The sequence below is a fragment of the Roseobacter denitrificans OCh 114 genome (assembly GCF_000014045.1).
Lineage (GTDB): Bacteria > Pseudomonadota > Alphaproteobacteria > Rhodobacterales > Rhodobacteraceae > Roseobacter > Roseobacter denitrificans.
In genome coordinates, this window is record NC_008209.1 from 1,529,159 (window position 1) to 1,551,767 (window position 22,609).

Annotated in this window: 21 protein-coding genes; 9 read left to right on the forward strand and 12 right to left on the reverse strand. The window is 59.6% G+C overall.

The annotated features are described in order from the left end of the window. Positions 1-115: 115 nt before the first annotated feature. The 5 genes from RD1_RS07325 to RD1_RS07345 form a co-directional block, all read right to left on the reverse strand. Entirely contained in the window at positions 116-1,108 is a 993-nt protein-coding gene (locus RD1_RS07325; protein ID WP_011567833.1) for an aldo/keto reductase, read from the reverse strand. Positions 1,109-1,252: 144 nt separating this feature from the next. Then, the gene (locus RD1_RS07330; protein ID WP_044033001.1) at positions 1,253-4,396 is read right to left on the reverse strand and encodes an efflux RND transporter permease subunit; all 3,144 of its coding nucleotides are present in this window, start codon (positions 4,394-4,396) and stop codon (positions 1,253-1,255) included. Position 4,397: 1 nt separating this feature from the next. Then, a complete protein-coding gene (locus RD1_RS07335) occupies positions 4,398-5,525 on the reverse strand; it encodes an efflux RND transporter periplasmic adaptor subunit (protein ID WP_044033002.1) in 1,128 nt (375 codons plus the stop codon). A gap of 187 nt (positions 5,526-5,712) precedes the next feature. Then, a complete protein-coding gene (locus RD1_RS07340; protein ID WP_011567836.1) occupies positions 5,713-7,095 on the reverse strand; it encodes an endonuclease/exonuclease/phosphatase family protein in 1,383 nt (460 codons plus the stop codon). A 95-nt stretch (positions 7,096-7,190) separates the two neighbouring features. Continuing rightward, entirely contained in the window at positions 7,191-7,769 is a 579-nt protein-coding gene (locus RD1_RS07345) for a TlpA family protein disulfide reductase (protein WP_011567837.1), read from the reverse strand. A 24-nt stretch (positions 7,770-7,793) separates the two neighbouring features. Here RD1_RS07345 and argH point away from each other — a divergent pair, with 24 nt between their 5' ends. The 5 genes from argH to RD1_RS07365 all read left to right on the forward strand — a co-directional run bounded on the left by argH (position 7,794) and on the right by RD1_RS07365 (position 13,840). Continuing rightward, a complete protein-coding gene (gene argH, locus RD1_RS07350) occupies positions 7,794-9,194 on the forward strand; it encodes an argininosuccinate lyase (RefSeq protein WP_011567838.1) in 1,401 nt (466 codons plus the stop codon). Next, entirely contained in the window at positions 9,194-9,370 is a 177-nt protein-coding gene (locus RD1_RS21140) for a hypothetical protein (RefSeq protein ID WP_171959998.1), read from the forward strand. Before argH ends, RD1_RS21140 begins: the two co-directional genes overlap by 1 nt. A gap of 165 nt (positions 9,371-9,535) precedes the next feature. Further along, a complete protein-coding gene (locus RD1_RS07355; RefSeq protein ID WP_011567841.1) occupies positions 9,536-9,850 on the forward strand; it encodes a DUF2834 domain-containing protein in 315 nt (104 codons plus the stop codon). Between the two features lie 90 nt (positions 9,851-9,940). Continuing rightward, complete coding sequence (lysA, locus tag RD1_RS07360) at positions 9,941-11,206, forward strand: diaminopimelate decarboxylase (RefSeq protein ID WP_011567842.1); 1,266 nt, start codon at positions 9,941-9,943, stop codon at positions 11,204-11,206. Positions 11,207-11,248: 42 nt separating this feature from the next. Further along, on the forward strand, positions 11,249-13,840 hold the full coding sequence (locus RD1_RS07365; RefSeq protein ID WP_011567843.1) for a TIGR02302 family protein: 2,592 nt from the start codon (positions 11,249-11,251) through the stop codon (positions 13,838-13,840). Positions 13,841-14,065: 225 nt separating this feature from the next. Here RD1_RS07365 and RD1_RS07370 read toward each other — a convergent pair whose 3' ends face one another. Continuing rightward, positions 14,066-14,875 (reverse strand): zinc-ribbon domain-containing protein, encoded by an 810-nt coding sequence (locus RD1_RS07370; protein WP_011567845.1) that lies wholly within the window; start codon positions 14,873-14,875, stop codon positions 14,066-14,068. Between the two features lie 165 nt (positions 14,876-15,040). Here RD1_RS07370 and RD1_RS07375 point away from each other — a divergent pair, with 165 nt between their 5' ends. Genes RD1_RS07375 through RD1_RS07390 form a run of 4 tightly spaced genes read left to right on the forward strand, consistent with a single transcriptional unit; the run spans position 15,041 to position 17,940 of the window. Further along, complete coding sequence (locus RD1_RS07375; RefSeq protein WP_011567846.1) at positions 15,041-15,718, forward strand: cell division ATP-binding protein FtsE; 678 nt, start codon at positions 15,041-15,043, stop codon at positions 15,716-15,718. Continuing rightward, entirely contained in the window at positions 15,718-16,608 is an 891-nt protein-coding gene (locus tag RD1_RS07380; RefSeq protein WP_011567847.1) for a cell division protein FtsX, read from the forward strand. The genes RD1_RS07375 and RD1_RS07380 overlap by 1 nt, the downstream gene beginning before the upstream one ends. Further along, the gene (locus RD1_RS07385) at positions 16,608-17,339 is read left to right on the forward strand and encodes a lysophospholipid acyltransferase family protein (protein ID WP_011567848.1); all 732 of its coding nucleotides are present in this window, start codon (positions 16,608-16,610) and stop codon (positions 17,337-17,339) included. Before RD1_RS07380 ends, RD1_RS07385 begins: the two co-directional genes overlap by 1 nt. Next, on the forward strand, positions 17,323-17,940 hold the full coding sequence (locus RD1_RS07390; protein WP_011567849.1) for a pyridoxamine 5'-phosphate oxidase family protein: 618 nt from the start codon (positions 17,323-17,325) through the stop codon (positions 17,938-17,940). The genes RD1_RS07385 and RD1_RS07390 overlap by 17 nt, the downstream gene beginning before the upstream one ends. Before the next feature lie 16 nt (positions 17,941-17,956). On the opposite strand, the gene lpdA is transcribed toward RD1_RS07390, so the two are convergent. From lpdA to odhB, 6 genes are all read right to left on the reverse strand, one after another. Beyond that, entirely contained in the window at positions 17,957-19,345 is a 1,389-nt protein-coding gene (gene lpdA, locus RD1_RS07395) for a dihydrolipoyl dehydrogenase (RefSeq protein WP_011567850.1), read from the reverse strand. A gap of 154 nt (positions 19,346-19,499) precedes the next feature. After that, the gene (locus tag RD1_RS07400; RefSeq protein ID WP_044033003.1) at positions 19,500-19,889 is read right to left on the reverse strand and encodes an MAPEG family protein; all 390 of its coding nucleotides are present in this window, start codon (positions 19,887-19,889) and stop codon (positions 19,500-19,502) included. After that, entirely contained in the window at positions 19,879-20,148 is a 270-nt protein-coding gene (locus tag RD1_RS07405; RefSeq protein WP_011567853.1) for a hypothetical protein, read from the reverse strand. The genes RD1_RS07400 and RD1_RS07405 overlap by 11 nt, the downstream gene beginning before the upstream one ends. A 10-nt stretch (positions 20,149-20,158) precedes the next feature. Beyond that, a complete protein-coding gene (locus tag RD1_RS07410; protein ID WP_011567854.1) occupies positions 20,159-20,542 on the reverse strand; it encodes an MAPEG family protein in 384 nt (127 codons plus the stop codon). A gap of 69 nt (positions 20,543-20,611) precedes the next feature. Beyond that, positions 20,612-20,950 carry a hypothetical protein gene (locus RD1_RS07415; RefSeq protein WP_143090254.1) on the reverse strand — a complete coding sequence of 113 codons (339 nt, stop codon included), beginning with the start codon at positions 20,948-20,950 and terminating at the stop codon, positions 20,612-20,614. Positions 20,951-21,111: 161 nt separating this feature from the next. Beyond that, a complete protein-coding gene (odhB, locus tag RD1_RS07420) occupies positions 21,112-22,608 on the reverse strand; it encodes a 2-oxoglutarate dehydrogenase complex dihydrolipoyllysine-residue succinyltransferase (RefSeq protein WP_011567855.1) in 1,497 nt (498 codons plus the stop codon). Position 22,609: the final 1 nt, after the last annotated feature.

Genomic DNA, 22,609 nt, shown 5'->3' on the forward strand with positions numbered 1-22,609 from the left:
AAAAACCGCGATCACGTAACGCGCTGGAAACAAGGATTTCAGCGCGTTACGTGAAACTTGATGTGTCAGGTATTTCGTCAGACGCTCTAGCTGGAACGCGGCCCCTTTGAGAGGCTCAGCAGTAGCCTTCCACGCCCGGCCATTGTTCCGGCGCGTAGCGGTCGCCATGAGCCCATCCAATCGGCAGGATGTTATCTATGGCGTCTTCGATTTCCCGGGTCATCTCAAACGAGCACCCGGCAACGCACTCGGCCAAATGCGCTGCGCTGCGCGTTCCGGGGATCGGGATGAGGTGATCGCCGCGCGTCAGGCACCACGCAATCGCCAGAGTTGCCGGAGAGATATCAAGCGTCTGCGCGAGCCTCTGGAACTTGGATATAAAGGTCATGTTGTGGCTGAAATTCGGCTCTGAAAAACGCGGTGTGCCGGTACGGAAATGACCTTTTTCGAAGGTCGCAGGGTCAGGTGGCGTCGCTGTGAGCATACCGCGCCCAAGCGGCGAAAACGGCACAAAGGCGACCCCTAGCGCCTTGCAGGTCTGGATCATGCCCATCTCCGGCTGGCGGGTCCAGAGGGAGTATTCGCTTTGTACCGCATCAACGTTCCCAACGGCGGCGGCCCGTCTGAGCGACGCGGGCGAGATTTCGGAAAACCCGATCCCGCCGATCTTGCCCTCCGCCTTGAACGCCAGCAGCGTTTCCATGACATCTTCAATCGGGACATCGGCATCGCGACGATGAATGTAATAGAGATCGACCTGCTCAAGACCCAGCCGTGACAGGGAGTTTTCCAATTCGCCGCGCAGATACGCCGCCGTGTTATTGAACACGCGCGCCCCGGTTTGCGGATCGCGCGAGATACCCGCTTTTGTCGCAATGGTGAACGTGTTTTGCGTTGTTTTCAGGTAGGAACCGATGATGCTTTCCGATACGCCCATGCCGTAGACATTCGCCGTGTCGAGGAAATCGACGCCAAGATCGCGCGCTGCGGCCAGTGTTTCATGCGCTTCGCTCTCACTGGTGGCCCCGTAGGATCCTGCAAAGCTCCAACACCCCAGACCGATCGCTGAAACTGTTTTTCCGTCTTGGCGCAGCTGTCGGTTTTGCATGTCTGACCCTTTGATCTGGTTGCTGTTTGGCGGCGCAAAGACACAAGTACGCACCTTCGCCACAGGCTGACTAAGCGATGAGGCGCCGTTTTTAAACCTTGGTTTACCCAATCTGCATGGATAAGTGTCGGTGAGACGGATTGATCAGTCCGGCAACTGTTTCAAGGGGAACAGGGACCGGATCGCCACATAGAACACAGGCGTGAAGAACAGGCCCAGAAAGGTCACGCCGGACATGCCAAAGAAGACCGCCGTGCCAAGCGCCTGACGCATCTCCGACCCCGGGCCGGTGGCTATCATCAAGGGCACCACGCCGAGGATAAACGCCAATGCGGTCATCAGTATCGGCCGTAACCTCAGTTTGCTGGCCTCAACTGCGGCTTCAACCGCAGAGCATCCGCGTTCTTCATGCGCTTGTTTTGCGAACTCCACGATCAGAATTGCGTTCTTGGCCGCAAGACCGACAAGGACGATCAACCCGACCTGCGTCAGGATGTTATTATCCATCCCGCGATACATCACGCCCGCCAAAGCCCCCAGAACCGCAAGGGGCACAACGAGGATAATTGCCACAGGCAAGGCCCAGCTTTCGTAGAGGGCTGCGAGGAACAGAAAGGCAAAGAGGATGGAAAAGGCGAATATATAGGCCGCTGTATCGCCCTGATTGCGTTCCTGAAAGGCCAGTTCCGTCCATTCAAAATCAACGCCGGGGGGCATCAGGGCCGTGGCCATTTCCTCCATTGCGATCAAGGCCTCACCGGTCGACACGCCCGGCGCTGCGGAGCCTTGAACTGGCACTGATACTTGCTGGTTGTAGCGTTGCACCAGTGCGGGGCCTGCCGTATCCACCACGGACACCAAAGTGCCCAAGGGCACCAATGCGCCGGTGGCCGTACGCACCTTCAGCGCGGTGATGTCTTTCTCATCGAGACGGAATTGCGCATCCGCCTGGGCGCGTACCTGAAACAGTCGGCCAAGCGCGTTGTAATCATTCACATAGGCCGACCCGAGGTTGATCGCGAGGGTTTCGAAAATCTCCCCGATGGGCACGTTGAGCATCTGCGCCCTGACGCGGTCAATCTCCAGATAGACCTGTGGCGAGTTGGCCGAAAACGTCGTGAACACACGTTGCACCTTGTCGGACTGCGCCGAGGCCCCCATGATCGCATAGGCCGTCCCCAGTACACGCGACATGTCCGCGCTTTCGTTCTCACGCAGTTGCAGCTTGAAGCCGCCGCCGTTGCCGACCCCGCGCACAGCCGGCGGAGCAATCGCGATGATGAACGCCTCCCGGAGGGACTGCATCCGTCCGAAAAGCTGGCCGACGATTGCGCCTGCGTCCAGCCCTGTTTCAATGCGGTTTTCAAAGCTGTCGAATGTGGTGAAGATGACGCCCTGATTGCTGGCATTGGTGAAAGTCGCGCCGGAGAAACCCGCAAAGGCAACGGCATTTGTCACACCGGGTGTCTCAAGCGCGATTTCGGTTGCTTGCCGCATCACGGCATCCGTGCGTTCTAAAGAGGCGCCATCGGGCAATTGAACCACGACAATGGCATATCCCTGATCTGCGTCAGGAATGAAACCGGTCGGGACTTGCTGGCTAAGCCAGTAGGTCGTCCCAAGCAGCCCGGCAAAGGCCACGAATGACAGGGCCAGCATTCTGTATGATCGCACCAGCACAGAGACGATAGCCACATATCCGGCCGTCAGCTTGTCAAATCCGCGGTTGAACCCACGGGCGAGCGGCTGCGTCAAAAGGGTCAGCGGGTTGCGGGACGGCGTTTCGCTGTGGGGTCTGAGGATGCTTGCGGCGAGGGCAGGGGAGAGCGACAGGGAATTGATCGTCGAAATCACGGTCGCCACGGAAATCGTGACAGCAAACTGCTTGTAAAACTGGCCCGTGATGCCGGGCACAAGTGCTGCGGGTACAAACACCGCGATCAGGACAAGGGAGGTGCCAATGATGGCACTTTGCACCTCGTCCATGGTGCGCGCGGAGGCTTGCCGGGGTGTCATCCCGTTCTTGATGTTGCGTTCGACGTTCTCGACGACCACGATTGCATCATCGACCACAATGCCGATGGCAAGGATCAGGCCAAAGAGCGTCAGCAGGTTCAGCGTATATCCAAGCGCAAACATCACCGCGAAGGTGCCGATCAGTGACACCGGGATGGCCAGCAGCGGGATGATGGCGGTACGCCAGCTTTGCAGGAAAACAAGGATCACCACGACCACCAGCAAGACCGCCTCGAACAAGGTGCGGTAGACTGCGTTGACGGATGCGGCGATGAATTCGGTCGGGTTATAGACCACCTGATATTCCAGCCCGCGCGGGAAATCCTCGGCCAGTTCATCCATCACCGCTATGATCTCATCCGCAGAGGCCAACGCATTTGAGCCGGGTCGCTGAAATATACCCAAGGCCACCGCCGGTTTGTTGTTGAGGTATGAATTGTTCACATAGGACCGCGCGCCGATTTCAACGCGAGCAACATCGCGCACGCGCACGACCCTGCCGTCTTCAGAAGCTTTTACGATGACCCGGCCAAATTCGCGCGGGCTTTCAAGGCGTCCTTGCGTGGTGATGGTGACCTGAAAAGCGCTGTTCATATCGTTGGGCGGCGCGCCGAGCGCGCCACCGGAGACCTGTACATTCTGCTCGCGCAGCGCATCCACCACGTCCGCCGCGGTCAGGCTGAGCGATGACAACCGGTCCGGATCGAGCCAGACCCGCGCCGAAAACTCCCGTTCACCAAAGATCAGCAGATCACCAACCCCATCAAGGCGCACCAGCCGGTCACGCACCCGTGCCCGTGCGTAGTTCGACACATAGAGCTGATCAAAGGTTTCATCCGGTGACAGCATATGCACAACCATCATCAGATCGGGCGAGGATTTGGTGGTTGTTACCCCGAGTGCGCGCACCTCTTGCGGCAGGCGCGGCTCCGCGATGGCGACACGGTTTTGAACGAGAACCTGTGCGGCATCAAGGTCAGTGCCCAGCTCGAAGGTGATGGTCAGGCTCATAGAGCCGTCCGCGGTCGAGAAGGAAGACAGATACAGCATCCCCTCCACACCGTTGATCTCTTGCTCAAGCGGCGTGGCGACGGTCGCCGCAATGGTTTCGGCATCCGCGCCAGGGTAATTTGCCCGCACCACAATTGAGGGGGGCGCGATCTGCGGATATTGCTCGATGGGCAATTGGGTATAGGCGAGCATGCCGACAATGGTCATGATGACCGACATGACGATGGCGAATATCGGTCGGCTTACGAAAAAACGGCCCATTTCAGTTTTCCGCAACCGGCGGTAATTCCACCCGTTCCGGCGTGACAACGCTGCCGGGGCGTGCGCGGATGATGCCTTCGATCACGATCAACTCGCTCCCGTCGAGCCCTTCGCGTATCACGCGGTAGCCATCAATGCGCGGACCGGGGCGCACAGGAATGGGCGTGACGTTGCCCTCTGCATCGACACTCATCACAAGGCGCCGGTTCTGGTCTGCGACAATCGCCGCATCGGGCACCAAAATCCCCTCGTAGGGCAGGGACCCCGGTACATTGACCCGACCAAACAGACCCGGCGTCAGCATCTCATCGGGGTTGTCCAAGACGGCACGCACACGCATCGTGCCGGTTTCCGCGTCGATCCTGTTTTCCGAAAAGTCCAGCGTGCCGTCGATCGGGGGAATGGATTCGTCTGACAGGGATACTTTGACCTGAAGCTGCCCGCCACCCTCTTGCAGGGAAGCGCCGCGTGCGCGGGCGTCGCGGGCGTAGGCAAGAAAATAGCGCTCATCAATATCAAAAAAGAAGTAGATCGGATCAGAGGATACGATCGACGTAAGCTCCGTCTGGTCGGCAAGCACAAGGTTGCCGGGGTCAACCTGCGTCTGGTCGATCCGGCCTGACATGGGGGCTGTGATCTGTGTGAACTCAAGGTCGATCTGCGCCAGTTCGAGGGCTGCACGGGCCTGCTCAAGAGCGCCCTGCGCGGCGAGATAGGCTTCTCTGCGGGAGTCGACCGCGCTTTGCGAAATGTTTCCGTTCAGGATCAGAGATTCTGCACGCTCCAACTGCTCCAACGTGAAATCATAGGTGGCTTGTGCCACGTCGATCTGCGCCTGTGCCTGACGCAAAGCAGTGCGAAAGCGGCGCTGGTCAATCGTGTACAAAAGCTGCCCTGCTTCGACCCGGCTTCCGTCATCAAAGTGCACCGTCTGCAGATAGCCCGACACCCGGGCGCGCACGATTACTTCGCCTTCGGCTTCGAAGCGTCCGACAAACTCGTCGTCTTCGACGATGGTCTTCACGACAGGGTTGGCCAAAGTGACCGGCGGCGGCCCATTTTGAGCATTTGCGACTACGCCGATCCACAGAACAAGGAATGAAATGAAAAGTCGCGTCAAAAGCGGCATAGGGCAGTGCCTCCGGTTGTGCGCGAAGCTAAACCTATCTCTTGGCCCGTCAACGTTTTTTCCATCTGATCGCGAAAAAGGGATGGCGCATGTGTTTTCCACCCCGGCAGTGTGAACAATACCTACGAAAGGTTTGGTTTTGACAAGTTTCAGGCTCCCGCACCGGGATAAATGCCATAACCGTGTATTATTCGGGTGGCTCTGCCGCGTCGCACACATCAAGAAAAGCGTCCGAAAAGTCGCTTGCAAGCTCAACCCACATGGGCAGGTGGTCGCTCATTTTATAGGTGCGCCAGTTTTTATACGACCGCTCTGAGCGGTGTGGCTGATAGGTGTCGCGTTCATCCAGCCGATAGACATGTTCGAAAAAGTCAAAGACGTTCGCGCCATGTACTTTCACATGGGCATAGCCGCGGCTGCGCTTGGGTTCCCAGAATGCGATTTGATCGTATGCCTTTGATTTATCAACGTTTGATCCGGGAATTTGCTTGATCTTGTCGGGCACTTCGAAACCGTTGGCTTCCAGTGCCTGCATCGTCTCATGTTCCGGGCTGATGATGTTGAAATCACCCAGAACGGCAGTCACCATCGCATTGTCAGGGTTCTTTTTCATCTCCTTTGAAGCGCGGTTGCCGATGGCTTCGGTCAGTCTGGCGATTTCCCGGCGTCTCTGTTCCAGCAACCTGTCGTCTTCATTCGAGCCGAAATAGATATGCACCGTGGCGAGGTCAATTTTTAGCCACCCTGCCTGAAAACTGACCAGAAAAGGGGTGCGCGCGAACTGCTTGAAGCTCTGGTCGAGCGCATCCCCGGGAAACCTGAGGCGAAAGGCCTCTCCCGCCACAACGCCTGCTGGCAAATCCACATTCACCTGTCCGCGTGTGTTGGGCGGGCGGGTAACCTCGGTGCCTTTTGTCACGGCCAGCCCGCTGCCGTCGGGCAGTTGCAACATCGTGCCGTCGGGCAGCGGGATTTCCACGTCCTGATCCAGACGTATCTTGCTGTTGTTTCGCAAGGATCGCGCCCGGTAGACGCCGGACAGGTCCGCCCCGGGCGGCAATTGCAGAGCGATGCCGTTCTCCAGCTTGATGCGTTCACCAAAGCTGGCGAGCACCTTCTTGCCCTCGGGCAGTGTCAACTCGCCCGCGATATTGCGAAACCGTGCGCGATTGCGGTTGAACATGAACACCATCCGCTCACCGTTTCCGGCGGCACCATCTGTCACATCGGTGGCGATGTAATCCCAATCGGGTCCGAGAATTTCCAGCAGTTGGGTGAACTCGCGCATGTCATCGCGCACTTCCTGAATTGCGGCGATGTCGAAGTTCGAGATGATTTCGGCCATGTAATACAGCGGTTCATAGCTGTCGCGCCCGCCGAATTTTGCATTACCGAATTCGCGGATGTTCCATGTGCCGATGCGCACCGTTCCCATGCGATCTGTATCGCTGGGAAAATGGTCAGCCAAGGCGGCGCGCAGTCGTCGAATACCGGCAAGCGTGCGTTTGCGCAGCGTTTCCTCAGCAGAGCCAGCGGGATAGCTTTTGCGTAAACTGCTGTAAAACGGCACGGTGCGGGCCTCTCAAAAACCAATCGATTGAATATCCATCAGCCTAGAGAAATCTGGTCACAGGTCCATTGTTTCCTGCGCAGCAGCCGTTTTAATCAGGATGGTGCGCGCGCGAGGATCGTTTCGATGATCGCCTTGGCGTTGTCCGATGCCCAATCCGCGTCGCCGCGCAGGCGGGCGACTTCCTTGCCCTCGGGGTCTATCAACACGGTGATCGGCAGTCCAAAGATCGCCATCTCGCTGGCAAGCGCCTGTTTTGGGTCCTGATGGCGGGGCAGATTATCCACGCCGATCTCTTCAAAGAATTTCTTGATACCGGTGGGCGAATTTCGTCCCGTCGCAATGGTAAGCACCTCGAAATCGTCCCCGCCGAATTCTGTCTGCAATTCGGACAGGTGGGGCATCTCAACCCGGCAGGGCGCACACCATGTCGCCCAGAAATTCAGCAATACGTATTTGCCCCGGTAGCTTTCCAACGTGGTTGTGCCGCCATCATCTTCCAGAAAGAACGCCGCATCCGACGTATCCTGCGGGGTCGCATGAAACACCAGTTTTTTCATGTCGCCGTCGCGCATTTCTGCTGCGGCCGCAAGATCGGCATGGGCCGTCGTGCCCACGGTGATTGCACCCAAGGAAAGGGCCGTATAAACGAGCGCGGAAACAATATTTTTCATTTTCCCTCCAAAGGGTGAACACAGATGACAGACACGCAAAACCCGAAATCTTCCAATCAGATGTGGGGCGGCCGTTTTGCGGACGGACCCGATGCGATCATGGAAGCAATTAATGCCTCAATCGGGTTCGACAAGCGTATGGCTGCACAAGATATTGCAGGGTCGCGAGCACATGCCGCGATGCTGGGCGCGACAGGCATTGTTGAGCCTAGCGATGCGCAGGCCATGGGGGAAGGGCTACTCACGGTCTTGTCAGAAATCGAGGCGGGAAATTTCCCGTTTTCGACCGCGCTGGAAGATATTCACATGAATGTGGAGGCGCGCCTGAAGGAGATCATCGGCGAGCCTGCCGGGCGCTTGCACACGGGCCGCAGTCGCAACGATCAGGTCGCCACGGATTTCAAACTCTGGGTGCGCGATCAGTTGGATGCGTGTGAGGCCGGATTGCTGGCGCTGATCCGTGCGTTGCTCGATCAGGCCGAAGCCGGGGCAGATTGGGTCATGCCCGGCTTTACCCATTTACAGACCGCGCAACCTGTGACTTGGGGCCATCACATGATGGCCTATGTGGAGATGTTCGGACGCGACCTGAGCCGTGTGCGTGATGCGCGCGCGCGCATGAATGAAAGCCCGCTTGGGGCGGCGGCGCTGGCGGGTACGTCCTTTCCGATTGACCGTCACATGACCGCGCAGGCGCTGGGGTTTGACCGGCCTGCGGCCAATTCCCTCGACGCCGTGAGCGATCGTGACTTTGCCCTCGAATTCCTGAGCACGGCGAGCATCTGCGCCATGCACCTCAGTCGTTTTGCCGAGGAACTGGTGATCTGGTCCTCTGCTCAGTTCCGCTTTGTGGCGCTGTCGGACCGCTTTTCCACTGGCTCTTCGATCATGCCGCAAAAGAAGAACCCGGACGCCGCTGAACTGATCCGCGCCAAGGTTGGTCGCATTTTCGGTGCCAATACGGCGCTGATGATGGTGATGAAGGGGCTGCCGCTGGCCTATTCCAAGGACATGCAGGAGGATAAAGAGCAAGTCTTTGATGCCGCCGACAACCTCATGCTCGCGCTGGCGGCGATGACCGGCATGGTCAGCGACATGACGGCCAACCGCGAGAGCCTTGCGCAGGCGGCGGGTTCGGGCTTTTCAACGGCCACGGACCTTGCGGACTGGTTGGTGCGCGTACTTGGCCTGCCGTTCCGCGAGGCACATCACGTCACTGGCGCATTGGTCGCACTGGCCGAAGCGAAACACTGCGACCTGCCGGACCTCACGCTGGAAGATATGCGCGGCGTACATGCTGGCATCACGGGGGATGTCTTTGATGTGCTCGGGGTGGAAAACTCGGTTCAAAGCCGTATATCATACGGTGGAACGGCACCCGTGCGGGTGCGCGAACAAATCGCTCGGTGGAGGGCACTCCTGTGATGATCCGAAGTGTTGCGGTGTTGGTTTTGATCGGTACGCTATCCGCCTGTGGTGTGGATGGTGAGCCGGTGCGCCCGTCCGTCGGAGCATCCGTCGCGATTGGCTCAGGTGGCGTGAACTCGAACATCGGTGTCGGTCTGAACCAAGGCCCGTTTTCGATATTTCTGGGGCTGTAACGCGCGTGATCAAGCTGCTCGCCTTGGTATCATGCGTTGCGCTCTTGTCCGCCTGTACGGGGACACAGCGTCAGCCCGCATCCAAACCGACATCTGAGCCTGCGCCGCAGACGGGGGTGAGTATTTCCGGCTATGCGCGCTACGGCGTGGTCAAAAGGGGCTGAAATGAATATGCTGCGTATGGTTTTCTTTGCACTGGCGGTGTGGGGGTCCATCCACCCCATGTATTATTTCATCAGCTGGTTCAACGCCAACGGCTATGATCTGATGGCCATGGTCGATGCATGGCATGTCAACGCCGCGACAAGTGGTTTGGTGTGGGATCTCACGATTGCCGCCGTGGCACTGACCGTCTGGGTGCTGGCTGAAACCTTCCGTACGCGCCGTTGGCTGGGCCTGATTGCGATCCCCGCAACCTTTTGCATCGGCGTCAGCTGCGGCTTGCCGCTGTACCTGGCGTTGCGGATGCACAATCGTTGAGGTCTGCGGCTGGAACTGCCTGTTGGGCCGAAACGCCGCGCGCGGCAAAGGCTGATTGATCTTGGCTGCGCTTTTGCGTAAAGCGCGCGCATGGATCATTTTCTCTATCGCGATGGCGTGTTGCACGCCGAGGATGTATCGGTGCCCGAGATTGCGGCCGCCGTGGGCACGCCGTTTTATCTCTATTCCACTGCAACGCTTCTGAGGCATTTCCGCCTTTTTGATGAGGCGCTTGACGGGATGGACCACCTCGTATGCTACGCCATGAAAGCGGCCAGCAATCAGGCGATCCTGAAGACCCTCGCTCAGGCGGGGGCGGGCATGGACGTGGTGTCGGGGGGTGAGTATCTGCGGGCCAAGGCCGCCGGGGTGCCCGGCGACAAGATCGTGTTTTCAGGGGTGGGAAAGACAGCCGCCGAAATCCGCCTCGCGCTCGAAGGGGGCATTCGACAGTTCAATGTTGAGTCCGAGCCGGAGATGGAGGTGCTGAACGCCGCCGCGCTGGAGATGGGCGTTACCGCACCAATCACCATTCGCGTGAACCCCGATGTGGACGCCAAAACGCATGCAAAGATCGCCACGGGCAAGTCCGAGAACAAATTCGGCATCCCGATTTCGCGCGCGCGCGAGGTCTATGCGCTCGCCGCTTCGATGAAGGGGCTGGAGGTGATCGGCATTGATGTGCATATCGGCAGCCAGTTGACAGAGCTTGCCCCGTTCGAAGCCGCCTATGACAAGGTTGCGGAGTTGACAGAGCAGTTGCGCGCCGAAGGCCACAACATCCGGCGTCTGGACCTCGGTGGGGGTCTTGGCATTCCCTATGCACGCGACAATCAGGCGCCGCCTTTACCCTCCGACTATGGCGCGATGATCAAGCGCAAGCTGGGGCATCTGGGCTGCGAGATCGAGATTGAGCCGGGTCGGCTGATCGTCGGGAACGCCGGTATCATGGTCTCTGAGGTGATTTACGTGAAATCCGGTGAAGATCGCGATTTCCTGATCATTGACGGGGCGATGAATGACCTGATCCGCCCTGCCATGTACGAAGCCTATCACGATATCATTCCGGTGGTTGAGCCTGATCCGGGGGTTGAACAGGTGAAATTCGATATCGTCGGCCCTGTGTGCGAAACGGGCGATACATTCGCGCGCGCACGCATCATGCCGCCGGTCGCCGCCGGAGAACGCGTCGCCTTCCGCTCGGCCGGTGCATATGGCGCAGTCATGAGCAGCGAGTACAATTCCCGCCCGCTTATTCCCGAAGTTTTGGTGCATGAAGATCAATTTGCGGTTATTCGCCCACGTCCAACCTTTGACGAAATGATAAAACGAGATACCATTCCTACTTGGCTCTGATCGTGCGCGTGCAAAGGGGCCATTGGCAACGGAGCATGACATATGGCGTCTTTTTCCCGGCATGATGCGGAAAAAACATTGAAATCAGTGCGATGGCCCCTGCGTTTGACGTGGATGGGGCTGCTGACCGAAGCTGTCGTGCACAGTTTCTGGCCGTTGCTCAGTGTATGTCTTTTGGTCATGTCGGCGCTGATGCTGGGGCTTCAGGACCTTGTTGGCGTGGAAATTGTCTGGGGATCGGCGGTTATTTCCGTACTGGCGGGTGTCGCGGCACTTGTTTACGCCCTCCGAAGTTTCCGCCTGCCAACTCGGGAGGACGCGATCCTGCGCCTTGATGCGAGCTTGCCCGGCAGGCCGCTGCAGGCGCTGACGGACACGCAGACGATCGGTTCCGGCGATGCCGCCTCAACGGCTGTCTGGCGCGCACATCAAAAACGAATGGCCGCGCGAGCACAATTGGCCAAACCCGTGCCGGCGGATCTGCAAACCCCGAAACGTGATCCCTACGCACTTCGCTATATGGCGCTGTTGGCGTTTGGCATTGCATTGCTGTTTGGCTCGATCTGGCGGGTCGGCTCGGTGTCCGAAATGACCCCCGGCGGGGCGGGCCTTGCCGCCGGACCGGTCTGGGAGGGGTGGGCCGAAAGCCCGCGCTACACCGGGCGGCCGACCATTTATCTCAACGATATCGACGCAGGCGAACTGGCGGTCCCGGCGGGCAGCCTGATCACCATGCGCATGTATGGCGAGATCGGCGCGCTGACCCTTACGGAAACCGTGTCCGGGCGCGCGGATGTTGCGGCAGTCTCGGATCCGGCGCAGGATTTCGTCGTCGTGCAGGATGGGGAGATCACCATCAGTGGCCCCGGCGGACGTAGCTGGCAAGTGGTCGTTATCCCGGATCAGCCACCGGAAATTGCGGTTCTGTCGGATCCCAGTGCCTCTGCGATGGGCGAGATGACGTTGCCGTTTTATGCGGTCGATGATTACGCAGTAGAGGCCGGAGAGGCGCGCTTTTCGCTTGATCTGGCCGCCGTTGATCGCCGCTATGGTCTGACGATTGAGCCTGAATCACGTCCCGAACTCATCGTGCCTTTGCCGATGCCGATCTCGGGCAGCAGGGCCGAATTCGAGGAAAACCTCATCGAAGATTTCTCGCAGCATCCATGGGCAAACCTGCCCGTGGCGGTCAGCCTGTCGGCGCTTGATGGTGCCGAGCAGCAGTTTGAAACGGAACCACGCGCGATTGTCCTGCCGGGTCGGCGCTTTTTTGACCCGGTGGCGGCGGCCGTGATCGAGGCACGGCGTGATCTGTTGTGGTCGCGTGCCAACGGGCCAACCATCGCGCAGGTCATGCGCGCTGTCTCTTACGAACCGCAGGAACTGTTTCGCAAAGAGACGGATGCACTGCGCCTGAGGCAGGTGATCCGGACGCTGGAGTTGCACGCAAAATATGGGATTACGGACGAAAAGCAGCAAGAGCTTGCCGATGACATGTGGGACCTTGCGCTGATCCTCGAAGAGGGCGATCTGGCCGATGCGGCGGAACGGATGCGCCGGGCGCAGGAGCGTCTCAACGAGGCGATCAAGAACGGCGCATCGGACGAGGAAATAGCCGAATTGATGCAGGAACTGCGTCGTGCGACCGAGGATTATTTGCAGCAACTGTCGCGTCAGGCGCAACGCGATCAGCAGGAACAACAGCCCGGTCAGCAGGGCGATCAGCAAAATTCCATGCAGATGACGCAGGATGATCTGCAGCGCATGATGGACCGGATTCAGGAGTTGATGGAGCAAGGTCGCATGGCCGAAGCCCAGCAAGCGCTGCAAGAGCTTCAGGAAATGATGGAGAACATGCGCGTCACCCAAGGCCAGCAAGGGCAGGGCGGTCAAAGCCCGGGCGAACAAGCCATGGAGGGACTGTCAGAAACGCTGCGCGAGCAGCAGGGTCTGAGCGATCAGGCGTTCCGCGATCTTCAGGAGCAATTCAATCCCAACGCGCAGGCCGGTGAAAATCAGGGTAATGAAGGGCGAAATGGCGGTCAGGGGCGCGGCACCGAGCACGAAGGCGAGGGTCAGGGGCAAGGCGGTCAACAGGACGGACAAGCCCAGAATGGCCAGCCGGGCGAAGGTGGTGAACAGGGCAGCATTGCCGACCGCCAGCAAGACTTGCGCAATGAGTTGAGCCGCCAGCAACAGAACCTGCCCGGTGCCGGGACCCCCGAAGGTGACGCTGCGCGCGATGCGCTGGATCGTGCCGGCCGTGCGATGGACGACGCGGAGGATGCGCTGCGCCAGAATGATCTGGCGGAGGCGATCGACAATCAGGGACAGGCCATGGAAGCGCTGCGCGAGGGCATGCGCGCTCTGGGCGAAATGATGGCCGAACAGCAGCAAAACGGCCAGCCCGGTCAGGGCACGCAACCGGGCGATCAGCGCGCCGACAGCCGCGATCCCCTGGGACGCGAAGCAGGCAACTCCGGTGTGCAGGGCGATGACAGCCCGCTGGCGTTGAACGATGATGCCTATGGGCGTGCGCGCGAATTGCTGGACGAAATCCGCCGCAGATCAGGCGACACGGAACGGCCCGAGGTGGAGCGCGATTACCTCAACCGCTTGCTGGACAGGTTCTAGGGCGTTTGACGAAAAACCCATGGCATGGATTGCTGTGTGAAAAGAAAGAGGTCGATGCGTTGTTTCAGGCGCTCTAGAGCGTCTGACGAAATACCTGAAACATCGAGTATCACGTAACGCGTTGAAATCCTTGATTTCAGGCAGCATTACGTGATTCAGGTTTTTCGCATGACGCTTTAACTCGTTGGACGACACGCAAAATACGTGTGGCAAACCCGGGCCATGCTAGGAAGTACCATTGCCTGACACCTGATCAAGCCATGTCAGCAGCGCAGTGAATTGCGTGTCCAGCCAGACGCGCCACCCGTTGGCGATCTCCACATAGCTCATCAGCGCAGGCTCGGCCTGCGGTATCTGCTGTGCGATCTGCGGAGCGTAGAGATAGACCAGCACGAGACCGCCAACCAAAGCAATGGCAAGGATAAACCCGCGCCGGGAGTTTCGTTTTTCCCGCACCTCAATCTGGGCGGTTTGTCCGGGGTCGCTGCCCGGTGAGCGATCATTGTTAGAGCGCAGCGTCGAGTTGATCTCTTCGATATCCGGCAACAATTCGCGGCGGCTGGACATGGCGGAGGAGGACGCAGTTGCAAAGGTTTCCTCATCCTTCTTCGGGTCAACCGCTGGCCGCGTCTTTCGCTCAGGCGCCGGATCAATCTGGGGGCTGCGTTTTTGGGGGGTATCGCCAAGGCCGAGGTCAGGTTGGCTTTCCAGATTGGACCTCTCAGCCCTGCGTGCCTGCGCCTCCAACTCGGCCTCGGCGCGCAACACGTCCTCGACCGCCGGGTCCAGCGCGCGGCGCACCGGAGGCGTTGGCAGTTCGGGCGTCTCATCCGCCTCTTCGCGCGTCTGCCCGGGGGCAGGTTCCGGCGTCTTGGCGAAATCGAAGGTTTCCGTCGTCGCATCGGCTGGTGCGCTCGGATGTTCCTGAAACCAAGTCTGGCCACAGTTGGAACACTGCACATCGCGGCCATCCAGCGGCATCACGTCTTCGGGCACTTCATACTGTGCGTCGCAATTGGGGCAAATCAACCGCATTTTGAACCCTGCTGCATGGTTTTCACGGACCTTTCCGTTTTGGGCTACCCTATGTGACAGGTGTTTCAACGAAAAGTCTTAACTGAGCATAAACTCGGTAAGTGATGCATTGAAACCAGACCGGACCTGAGGCACAAGAGCCTCAGACAACGACCCGGAGGTCACGTGATCGAGCTGGACAACGTCGCTTACAGTTACAGTGGCGGCGCATTATTTTCGGATATATCCCTTACACTTGCGCCGGGCTCTTTTCATTTTCTGACCGGTCCGTCCGGGGCCGGAAAGACGACGTTGCTCAAGCTGTGTTACGGCGCTTTGTTGCCATCGGTTGGGCAGGTTCGCGCCTTTGGTCAGGACCTCGCAGCGCTTGAGCGCGATGGGATGGCACTGCTGCAACGGCGCATCGGTGTCGTGCATCAGGATTGTCAGTTTCTGGACCATCTGTCCGTGGCGGAGAATATCGCATTGCCGCTGCAAGTGACCGGACGCGGGGCGGAGCATGCAACGGATGACCTGATCGAATTGATCGGCTGGGTGGGGCTGACCCATCGCGCAACCGCCATGCCGCCCGAGTTGTCAGGGGGCGAACGCCAACGTGCGGCTCTGGCGCGCGGGGTGATCATGTCACCCGACGTGATCATTGCGGATGAGCCGACCGGTAATGTCGATTGGGAGATGTCACAGCGTCTTTTGCGCCTGCTGATCGAATTGAACAAGATGGGTAAAACAGTGCTCATTGCGACCCATGACCTTAGTCTGATCCGGGCGGCCAAGTCACAAATACAGGCCCGTGTATTGCGGATCGCCAACCACCAGGTTCAGCTTTCGGGGGCGGATCTGTGATGGGCGTCAAGGAAATCGTGCTGGGGGATCGCGGGGCTGACCGCGTTGTGCCGCCCTCGGGCTTTACGGCGCAGCTTATTGTTTTCGCGGCGGGTGCCATGGCCTTTCTGGCGGTCTTTGCGCTGGCGCTCAGCCTTGCTTCGGGTCGCTTGGCGGCGCGTTGGGGGGATGAGTTGGCGCAATCCTCCACCATCCGTATTGTTGCCCCGCCAGAGCAGCGTGCGGATCAGACAGCCCTGACGCTGCGCATCCTCGAAACAACGGCTGGCGTCGCCTTTGCCCGTGCGCTGGATACTGATGAACAACGCGCGCTGCTGGCGCCATGGTTCGGGCCTGAACTGGACCTTGACGCGCTGCCGGTCCCGCAGCTGATCGAGGTCATTCAGGAGAGCAGCGGTTTTGACGCGGCGGGCTTGCGTTTGCGTCTGGCAGCAGAGGTGCCGGGGGCAGTATTTGACGATCACCAGCAATGGCGCGCGCCGCTGGTGCAATCGGCACGCCGTCTCAACGCGCTTGGCGTGGTGTCCGTTCTGCTGCTGGCAGCCAGCATGGCCGCGATGGTGACGCTGGCGGCCAATGCCGCACTGGCTGCAAATGCGCAGGTCATTTCAGTTTTGCGCCTTGTCGGGGCAACTGATCAATTCATTGCGCGTGCGTTTATCCGCCGCTTTACCCTGCGCGCGCTGGCGGGGGCGGCAGGGGGCATGGTGCTCGGGATGGGCGCGGTGTTGCTTTTGCCGCCCGCCTCGGATGCAGGCGGATTTCTGACTGGTCTTGGGTTTCAGGGCGGCCAGTGGCTTTTGCCGCTGTTGATCCCGGTCCTTGCCGCTGCTGTGGCATTCAGCGCGACGGGCTGGGCTGCCCGCCGCGTCCTCAAGGAGTTGTCGTGATGTTTCAATACCTGCGATCCGTGCTGTTCATTGCACAAATGTATATTGCGATGCCGATCATTGGTCTGTTGTTCGCGCCTTGGGCATTGGTGGACAAACGCGGTGCCTTTGCCGCTTGCAAGGGCTATTCGCGCTATGTGTTCTGGACGGCGAAATGGATGGTCGGGCTGCGCTGCGAAGTGCGCGGGACGCCGCCTCAGGGCGAGGCGCTGATTGCGGCCAAGCATCAGTCTTTCCTTGATATCATGATGATCTTTACCGCCTTGCCCTCGGCGAAATTCATCATGAAAAAGGAGATACTCTATACGCCGATCATCGGGCTTTATGCGCGGCGTCTGGACTGTGTCGCCGTGGATCGTGGAAAACGTGGCGCGGCCATTGAAAAGATGGTGGCGGATGTCGAGGCCGGGCGCAGCACGCCGGGACAGTTGATCATTTACTCGCAAGGCACGCGTGTCCCGCCGGGGGAAAAGCGCCCGTATAAGGTGGGGACGGGCATCCTTTATGAACAGTTGGGTCAGCCATGTGTCCCCGTTGCGACCAATGTCGGCGTGCTTTGGCCAAAACACGGGCTGTTGCGCAAACCCGGGGTGGCGGTGGTTGAGTTCTTGCCGGTGATCGAACCGGGCCTGCCGCGTGATGCGTTTATGAAACAGCTGGAAAACGTGGTTGAGACGCGTTCCGATGCATTGATGGCAGAAGCGGGGTTCACGGATGGAAACCACACCTAACCGGATCGCCAGTGTGGAGGCGCTGGAGTCGCTTTATGGCACGCCCGGCGCCCCGGCGCTGCGCAAAGTGGCCGGCCGGATGACACCGCTTTATCGCCGCTGGGTCATGACCTCGAAGCTCTGCGTGCTCAGCACAGTGGGCCCAGAAGGCACCGACGGCAGCCCGCGCGGAGATGATGGCCCGGTGGTGCAGGAATTGGACCCCGGAACGCTGCTGATGCCTGATTGGCGGGGTAACAACCGGTTGGATTCACTGCGTAACATCGTGCAGGACGGGCGCGTATCGCTGATGTTCATGGTGCCGGGCGCGCACAATGTGGTGCGTGTGAATGGCACGGCATGGCTGAGTGATGATGCTGATTTGCGCGCACGATTTGATCGGCAGGGGCGTCAACCTGCGACTGTCATCGTTGTTGAGATTGCGGAGATTTACACCCAATGCGCCCGGGCGTTGATGCGTGCGGGGCTATGGTCTGGCGATGATCTGTCAGCGCAACTGCCCACCGTTGGCGAGATCCTGTCGGAAATGACCGACGGGGCCGAGGGTGGCACAGCCTATGATCAGGCATGGGGCGCGCGGGCTGCTGAAACCATGTGGTAGCCCGCGCAGGCGTGGATCACATGTGAATCGGACCATCGCCGCAGGCCAGTGCCGCCTCACGGACCGCTTCGGAGTAGGTCGGATGCGCATGGCAGGTCATGGCGAGGTCTTCTGCCGAGGCACCGAATTCCATGGCAACGCAGATTTCATGGATCAAATCACCTGCCGCCGGGCCGATGATATGCGCACCAAGGATGCGATCCGTGTCCTTGTCGGCGATGATTTTGACGAAACCGTCGCCGGCAAAATTCGCCTTCGCGCGGCCATTGCCCATGAAGCTGAACTTGCCGACCTTATAGGCATGGCCCGCCTCTTTCAGGTTTTCCTCGGTCATGCCGACGTTGGCCACTTCGGGGTGGGTATAGATGACGCCGGGGATCACGCCGTAGTTCACGTGCCCATGTTTGCCCGCAACCTGTTCGGCGGCGGCCATCCCTTCATCCTCGGCCTTGTGGGCGAGCATCGGGCCGTCGATCACGTCGCCGATCGCGTAGATGCCCGGCACATTGGTTTCCCAATGGGCGTTGACCTCGATCTGTCCCCGCGCGGACATCTTGACCCCCAGCGCGTCCAGACCCAGCCCTTCGGTGAAGGGTTTGCGGCCCGTGGCCACCAGAACAACATCGGCATCCAGCACATGTTCGCTGTCGTCCTTGCGCAGCTTGTAGTGTACTTTCGCCTTGGTCTTGAGGCTCTCCGTCTTTTGTACAGCAGCGCCCATGATGAACTTAAGACCCTGCTTTTTCAGCGTTCTCTGGAAGGTCTTCTGCACTTCGGCGTCCATGCCGGGGGTGATCGCGTCCAAAAATTCAACCACCGTGACCTCGGCACCGAGGCGCGCATAGACCGATCCCAGTTCAAGCCCGATCACGCCAGCACCGATCACCACCATCTTCTTGGGGATCTTCCCCAGTTCCAATGCGCCGGTTGAGGTCACGACGGTTTTCTCATCGACCTCGACACCGGGCAGGGATGCGGGTTCGGAGCCAGAGGCGATGATGATGTGCTTGGCTTCATGCACCTCATCCCCGACCTTGACTTTGCCGGCCTCAGGAATGGCCCCCCAACCTTTCAGCCAGTCGATCTTGTTCTTTTTGAACAGGAATTCGATGCCCTTGGTGTTCTGGCCGATGGTGTCTTCCTTGTAGGACATCATCTTTTTCCAATCCACCGACGGGCTCTTGCCGACCAGCCCCATGGCGGCGAAATTATGCTCTGCCTCGTGCAGCATATGGCTGGCATGCAGGAGCGCTTTGGATGGAATGCACCCGACATTCAGGCAGGTGCCGCCCAGCGTGTCGCGCCCCTCGACGCAGGCCACTTTCAGCCCCAGTTGGGCGCAGCGAATGGCGCAGACATAGCCGCCGGGGCCTGAGCCGATGATGATCACGTCGTAGCTGGCCATGGTATTTTTCCTTTGTTGTCAGGCGTTGGTATCGTGTCTGTGACGCGTCCGGATCTGGTGTTGGTGACGCGCCTGAAAGTGGTATCGGTGACGTGTCGGTATCACGTCGGTATGTCGTCGGTGCGCCGGTGGCGCTTTTGGGTGTAAACTGGCATCAAATCAGCCCTGCAATCAACAGCGCGGTTGTCGCGGCGATGCCGATCATCCAGATGATCGACCGCCAGGGGCTGAGGCCAAAGGCATAGGCGGGCACGTAAGCGATGCGCGCACCCAGATAGACCCACGCGCAGGCGGCGGTAAAGCCCGTGGATTGTCCCGAAATCGCAACGATGCCCACGGCAATCGAAAACAGCACCAGCCCTTCGAAGTGGTTGTTCATCGCCCGCTGTAAACGCGCTGCAACGCCGCTAAGTTGGACCGGCGTGTCGCGCGGCCCGAAGGCTGTTTTGGCATCAACCTGCATATTGGCGGCGACGGAATAGGCGCACATCTGGGCGACCTGCAACAGCGCTGCCAGCGCAAGGACCGTCAGTTCAGGTGTCATCTTTTCCACCGCGTTCTTTTGCGCGCAGATAAAGCGCGATGCCCCATGCGGATGTGGCATAAAGCACGGCAAACCCTGTGCCGGTGGCGGATGCGCCGAGCAGGCTGGCCTTGGTATGGATCAGCAGGGCGATCACGCTCATGGCGCAGGCGATCCGGACCGCTGCCGTTGCGGGCGCTTCAATCGCGAAGGCGATGAAGCGCAAGATCGGTTTCAGAAGCGGGGATGCCGGTGGTTCTGGGGATGGTTTCGTGGTCACGGGATCCCTTTCACAGCGACAGGAAATAGAGCAGTGCGGTCGACAGCAACCCGACCGTCCACGCGAGGCTGCGGATGCCCGTCAATCCGAAGGCATAGGCGGGCAGGTAGACGAGGCGTGCGAGCAAAAACGCCTGCGCTGCGAGGAGGGACTGGTTGGTCGCGCTTTCGGTGATGACGATCAGCAGGACGGCAGGGGCAAAGAGCACCATGGCCGTGACCGAGTTGTTGAGCGCCCGTTCCAGCCGCCCCGCAATGCCCGACACCGTGCGCCCCTCATCCCGCGCGCCCAACAGGTAGCCCATGCCAAGCTGCGTCATGGCCCCCGTGGCTTGCAGGATCAGGGTGAGGATGACCAGAAGGCCGTAGAGAACGAGGATGGTGATTTCGGTCATATTGTTTGCCTTTCTCTTACAAACCTAAGCCGCGATACCGTTGATCAGCATTACAGTAGTGCCAGGCGGCTATCTGCATGTTCCCTGATACAATAGCATACCACCCGTGTCGGCCCGGTCATTGATATCCCAGCCATTCTGGCAAATACCATTCTGCGCGACAAACTGGGCAATGTAGTCCTGCCGAACGTTTTCTTGTTGGCTCGGATCTACCAGACCATTCAAGCCATTGGTTGTAAACGCATATCTAAAGCCAGAGCTGCCATCTTGGCCACGTACTACCGTGCCGGTGCCACGGGCAATATCCAACGCCGTAGTTGTATTTCCTGACAATAACGCAACTTCTGTGGGTGTACAGGCTGCTAGGACAAGGGTTGCCAACCCCACAAACGGCACGAGTTTATACATGGTGACACTCCTGAACAAGTTTTGCGTCTTCATATGGCGGGTGCATGTTGCAGGCCCTTGGGCTGACGACCCCTTCGACGTCAAAAGGTCCGCTGGACTTTTTGCAAGATGGCATGTGGCCCGAGTTTGGGCGCGGCTCCATGATTTCAAAAGTCAGCAGATCACAAATCCATCAGCAAGCGCCGTGGATCTTCCAGCGCTTCCTTCACGCGCACGAGGAAGGTCACAGCACCCTTGCCGTCGACGATCCGGTGGTCATAGCTGAGCGCCAGATACATCATCGGGCGGATCACGACCTGGCCATTGATCGCCATGGGGCGGTCCTGAATTTTATGCATGCCTAGGATGCCCGATTGCGGCGGGTTCAGGATCGGGGAACTCATCAGCGAGCCGTAAACCCCGCCGTTCGAGATCGTGAAGGTCCCGCCCTGCATTTCCGCCATGCTCAGCTTGCCGTCGCGCGCGCGCGCGCCTTTTTCGGCAATCGCCTGTTCGATGGCGTGGAACGACATGGCATCCGCATCGCGAATGACCGGCACCACAAGGCCCGTGGGCGTGCCCGCCGCGATGCCCATATGCACGAAGTTCTTATAGACGATATCCGTGCCATCAATCTCTGCGTTGACCTCGGGCACCTCGCGCAGGGCGTGGCAGCAGGCCTTGGTAAAGAAGGACATGAACCCCAGCTTGACCCCGTGCTTTTTGAGAAACAGGTCTTTGTATTCGTTGCGCAGGGCCATCACCTCGGTCATGTCGACCTCGTTGTAGGTGGTGAGCATGGCGGCGGTGTTCTGACTGTCCTTGAGGCGCTTGGCGATGGTCTGGCGCAGACGGGTCATCTTCACCCGCTCCTCGCGGCTTGCATCATCGGCAGAGACAGGGGCACGCGGGGCGGGCGCAGTCGCCGCAGGCGCTGGGGCCGAAGCCGCAGCAGCAATGGCCTGACTTACGTCTTCCTTCATGATGCGCCCGTCGCGGCCCGTGCCGGTGACCTGATCAGGGCTCAGACCGGCCTGCGCCATGGCTTTCTTGGCGGATGGGGCGTCTTCGACGTCCTTGCTCCCGCTTGCGGCGGGCGCTGCGGGGGCAGGTGTGGCGGCGGCTGCTGCCGGGGCGGAGGTGGCCCCATCGCCTGAAGACAGGACAGCCAGTTTGCCTCCCGCGGCGACGGTCTCGCCTTCGGGTGCAAGGATTTCACTCAGGGTGCCGGCGGCGGGGGCGGGGACCTCGACGCTGACCTTGTCGGTCTCCAGCTCGCAGAGCATTTCATCCTGCGCCACGCTGTCGCCGACGGCTTTGAACCACGTGCTGACCGTTGCTTCGGTCACGGACTCGCCGAGCGTCGGCACCATCACATCGACGGAGGCGGATGCGGCAGCCGATGTTGGGGCGGAATTCTCAGCCGGGGCCTGTGCTGCCGCCCCTTCGGAAATGGTCGCAAGCAGCGCATTGACGCCGACGGTTTCGCCTTCGCCTGCCACGATCTCACCCAATGTGCCCGCCATGGGCGAGGGCACTTCGACCGTGACCTTATCCGTTTCCAATTCGCAGAGCATTTCGTCCACGGCCACAGCCTCACCAGGCTTCTTGAACCAGGTGGCGACGGTGGCCTCGGTGACGGATTCGCCCAATGTTGGTACGCGTACTTCAGTGGTCATG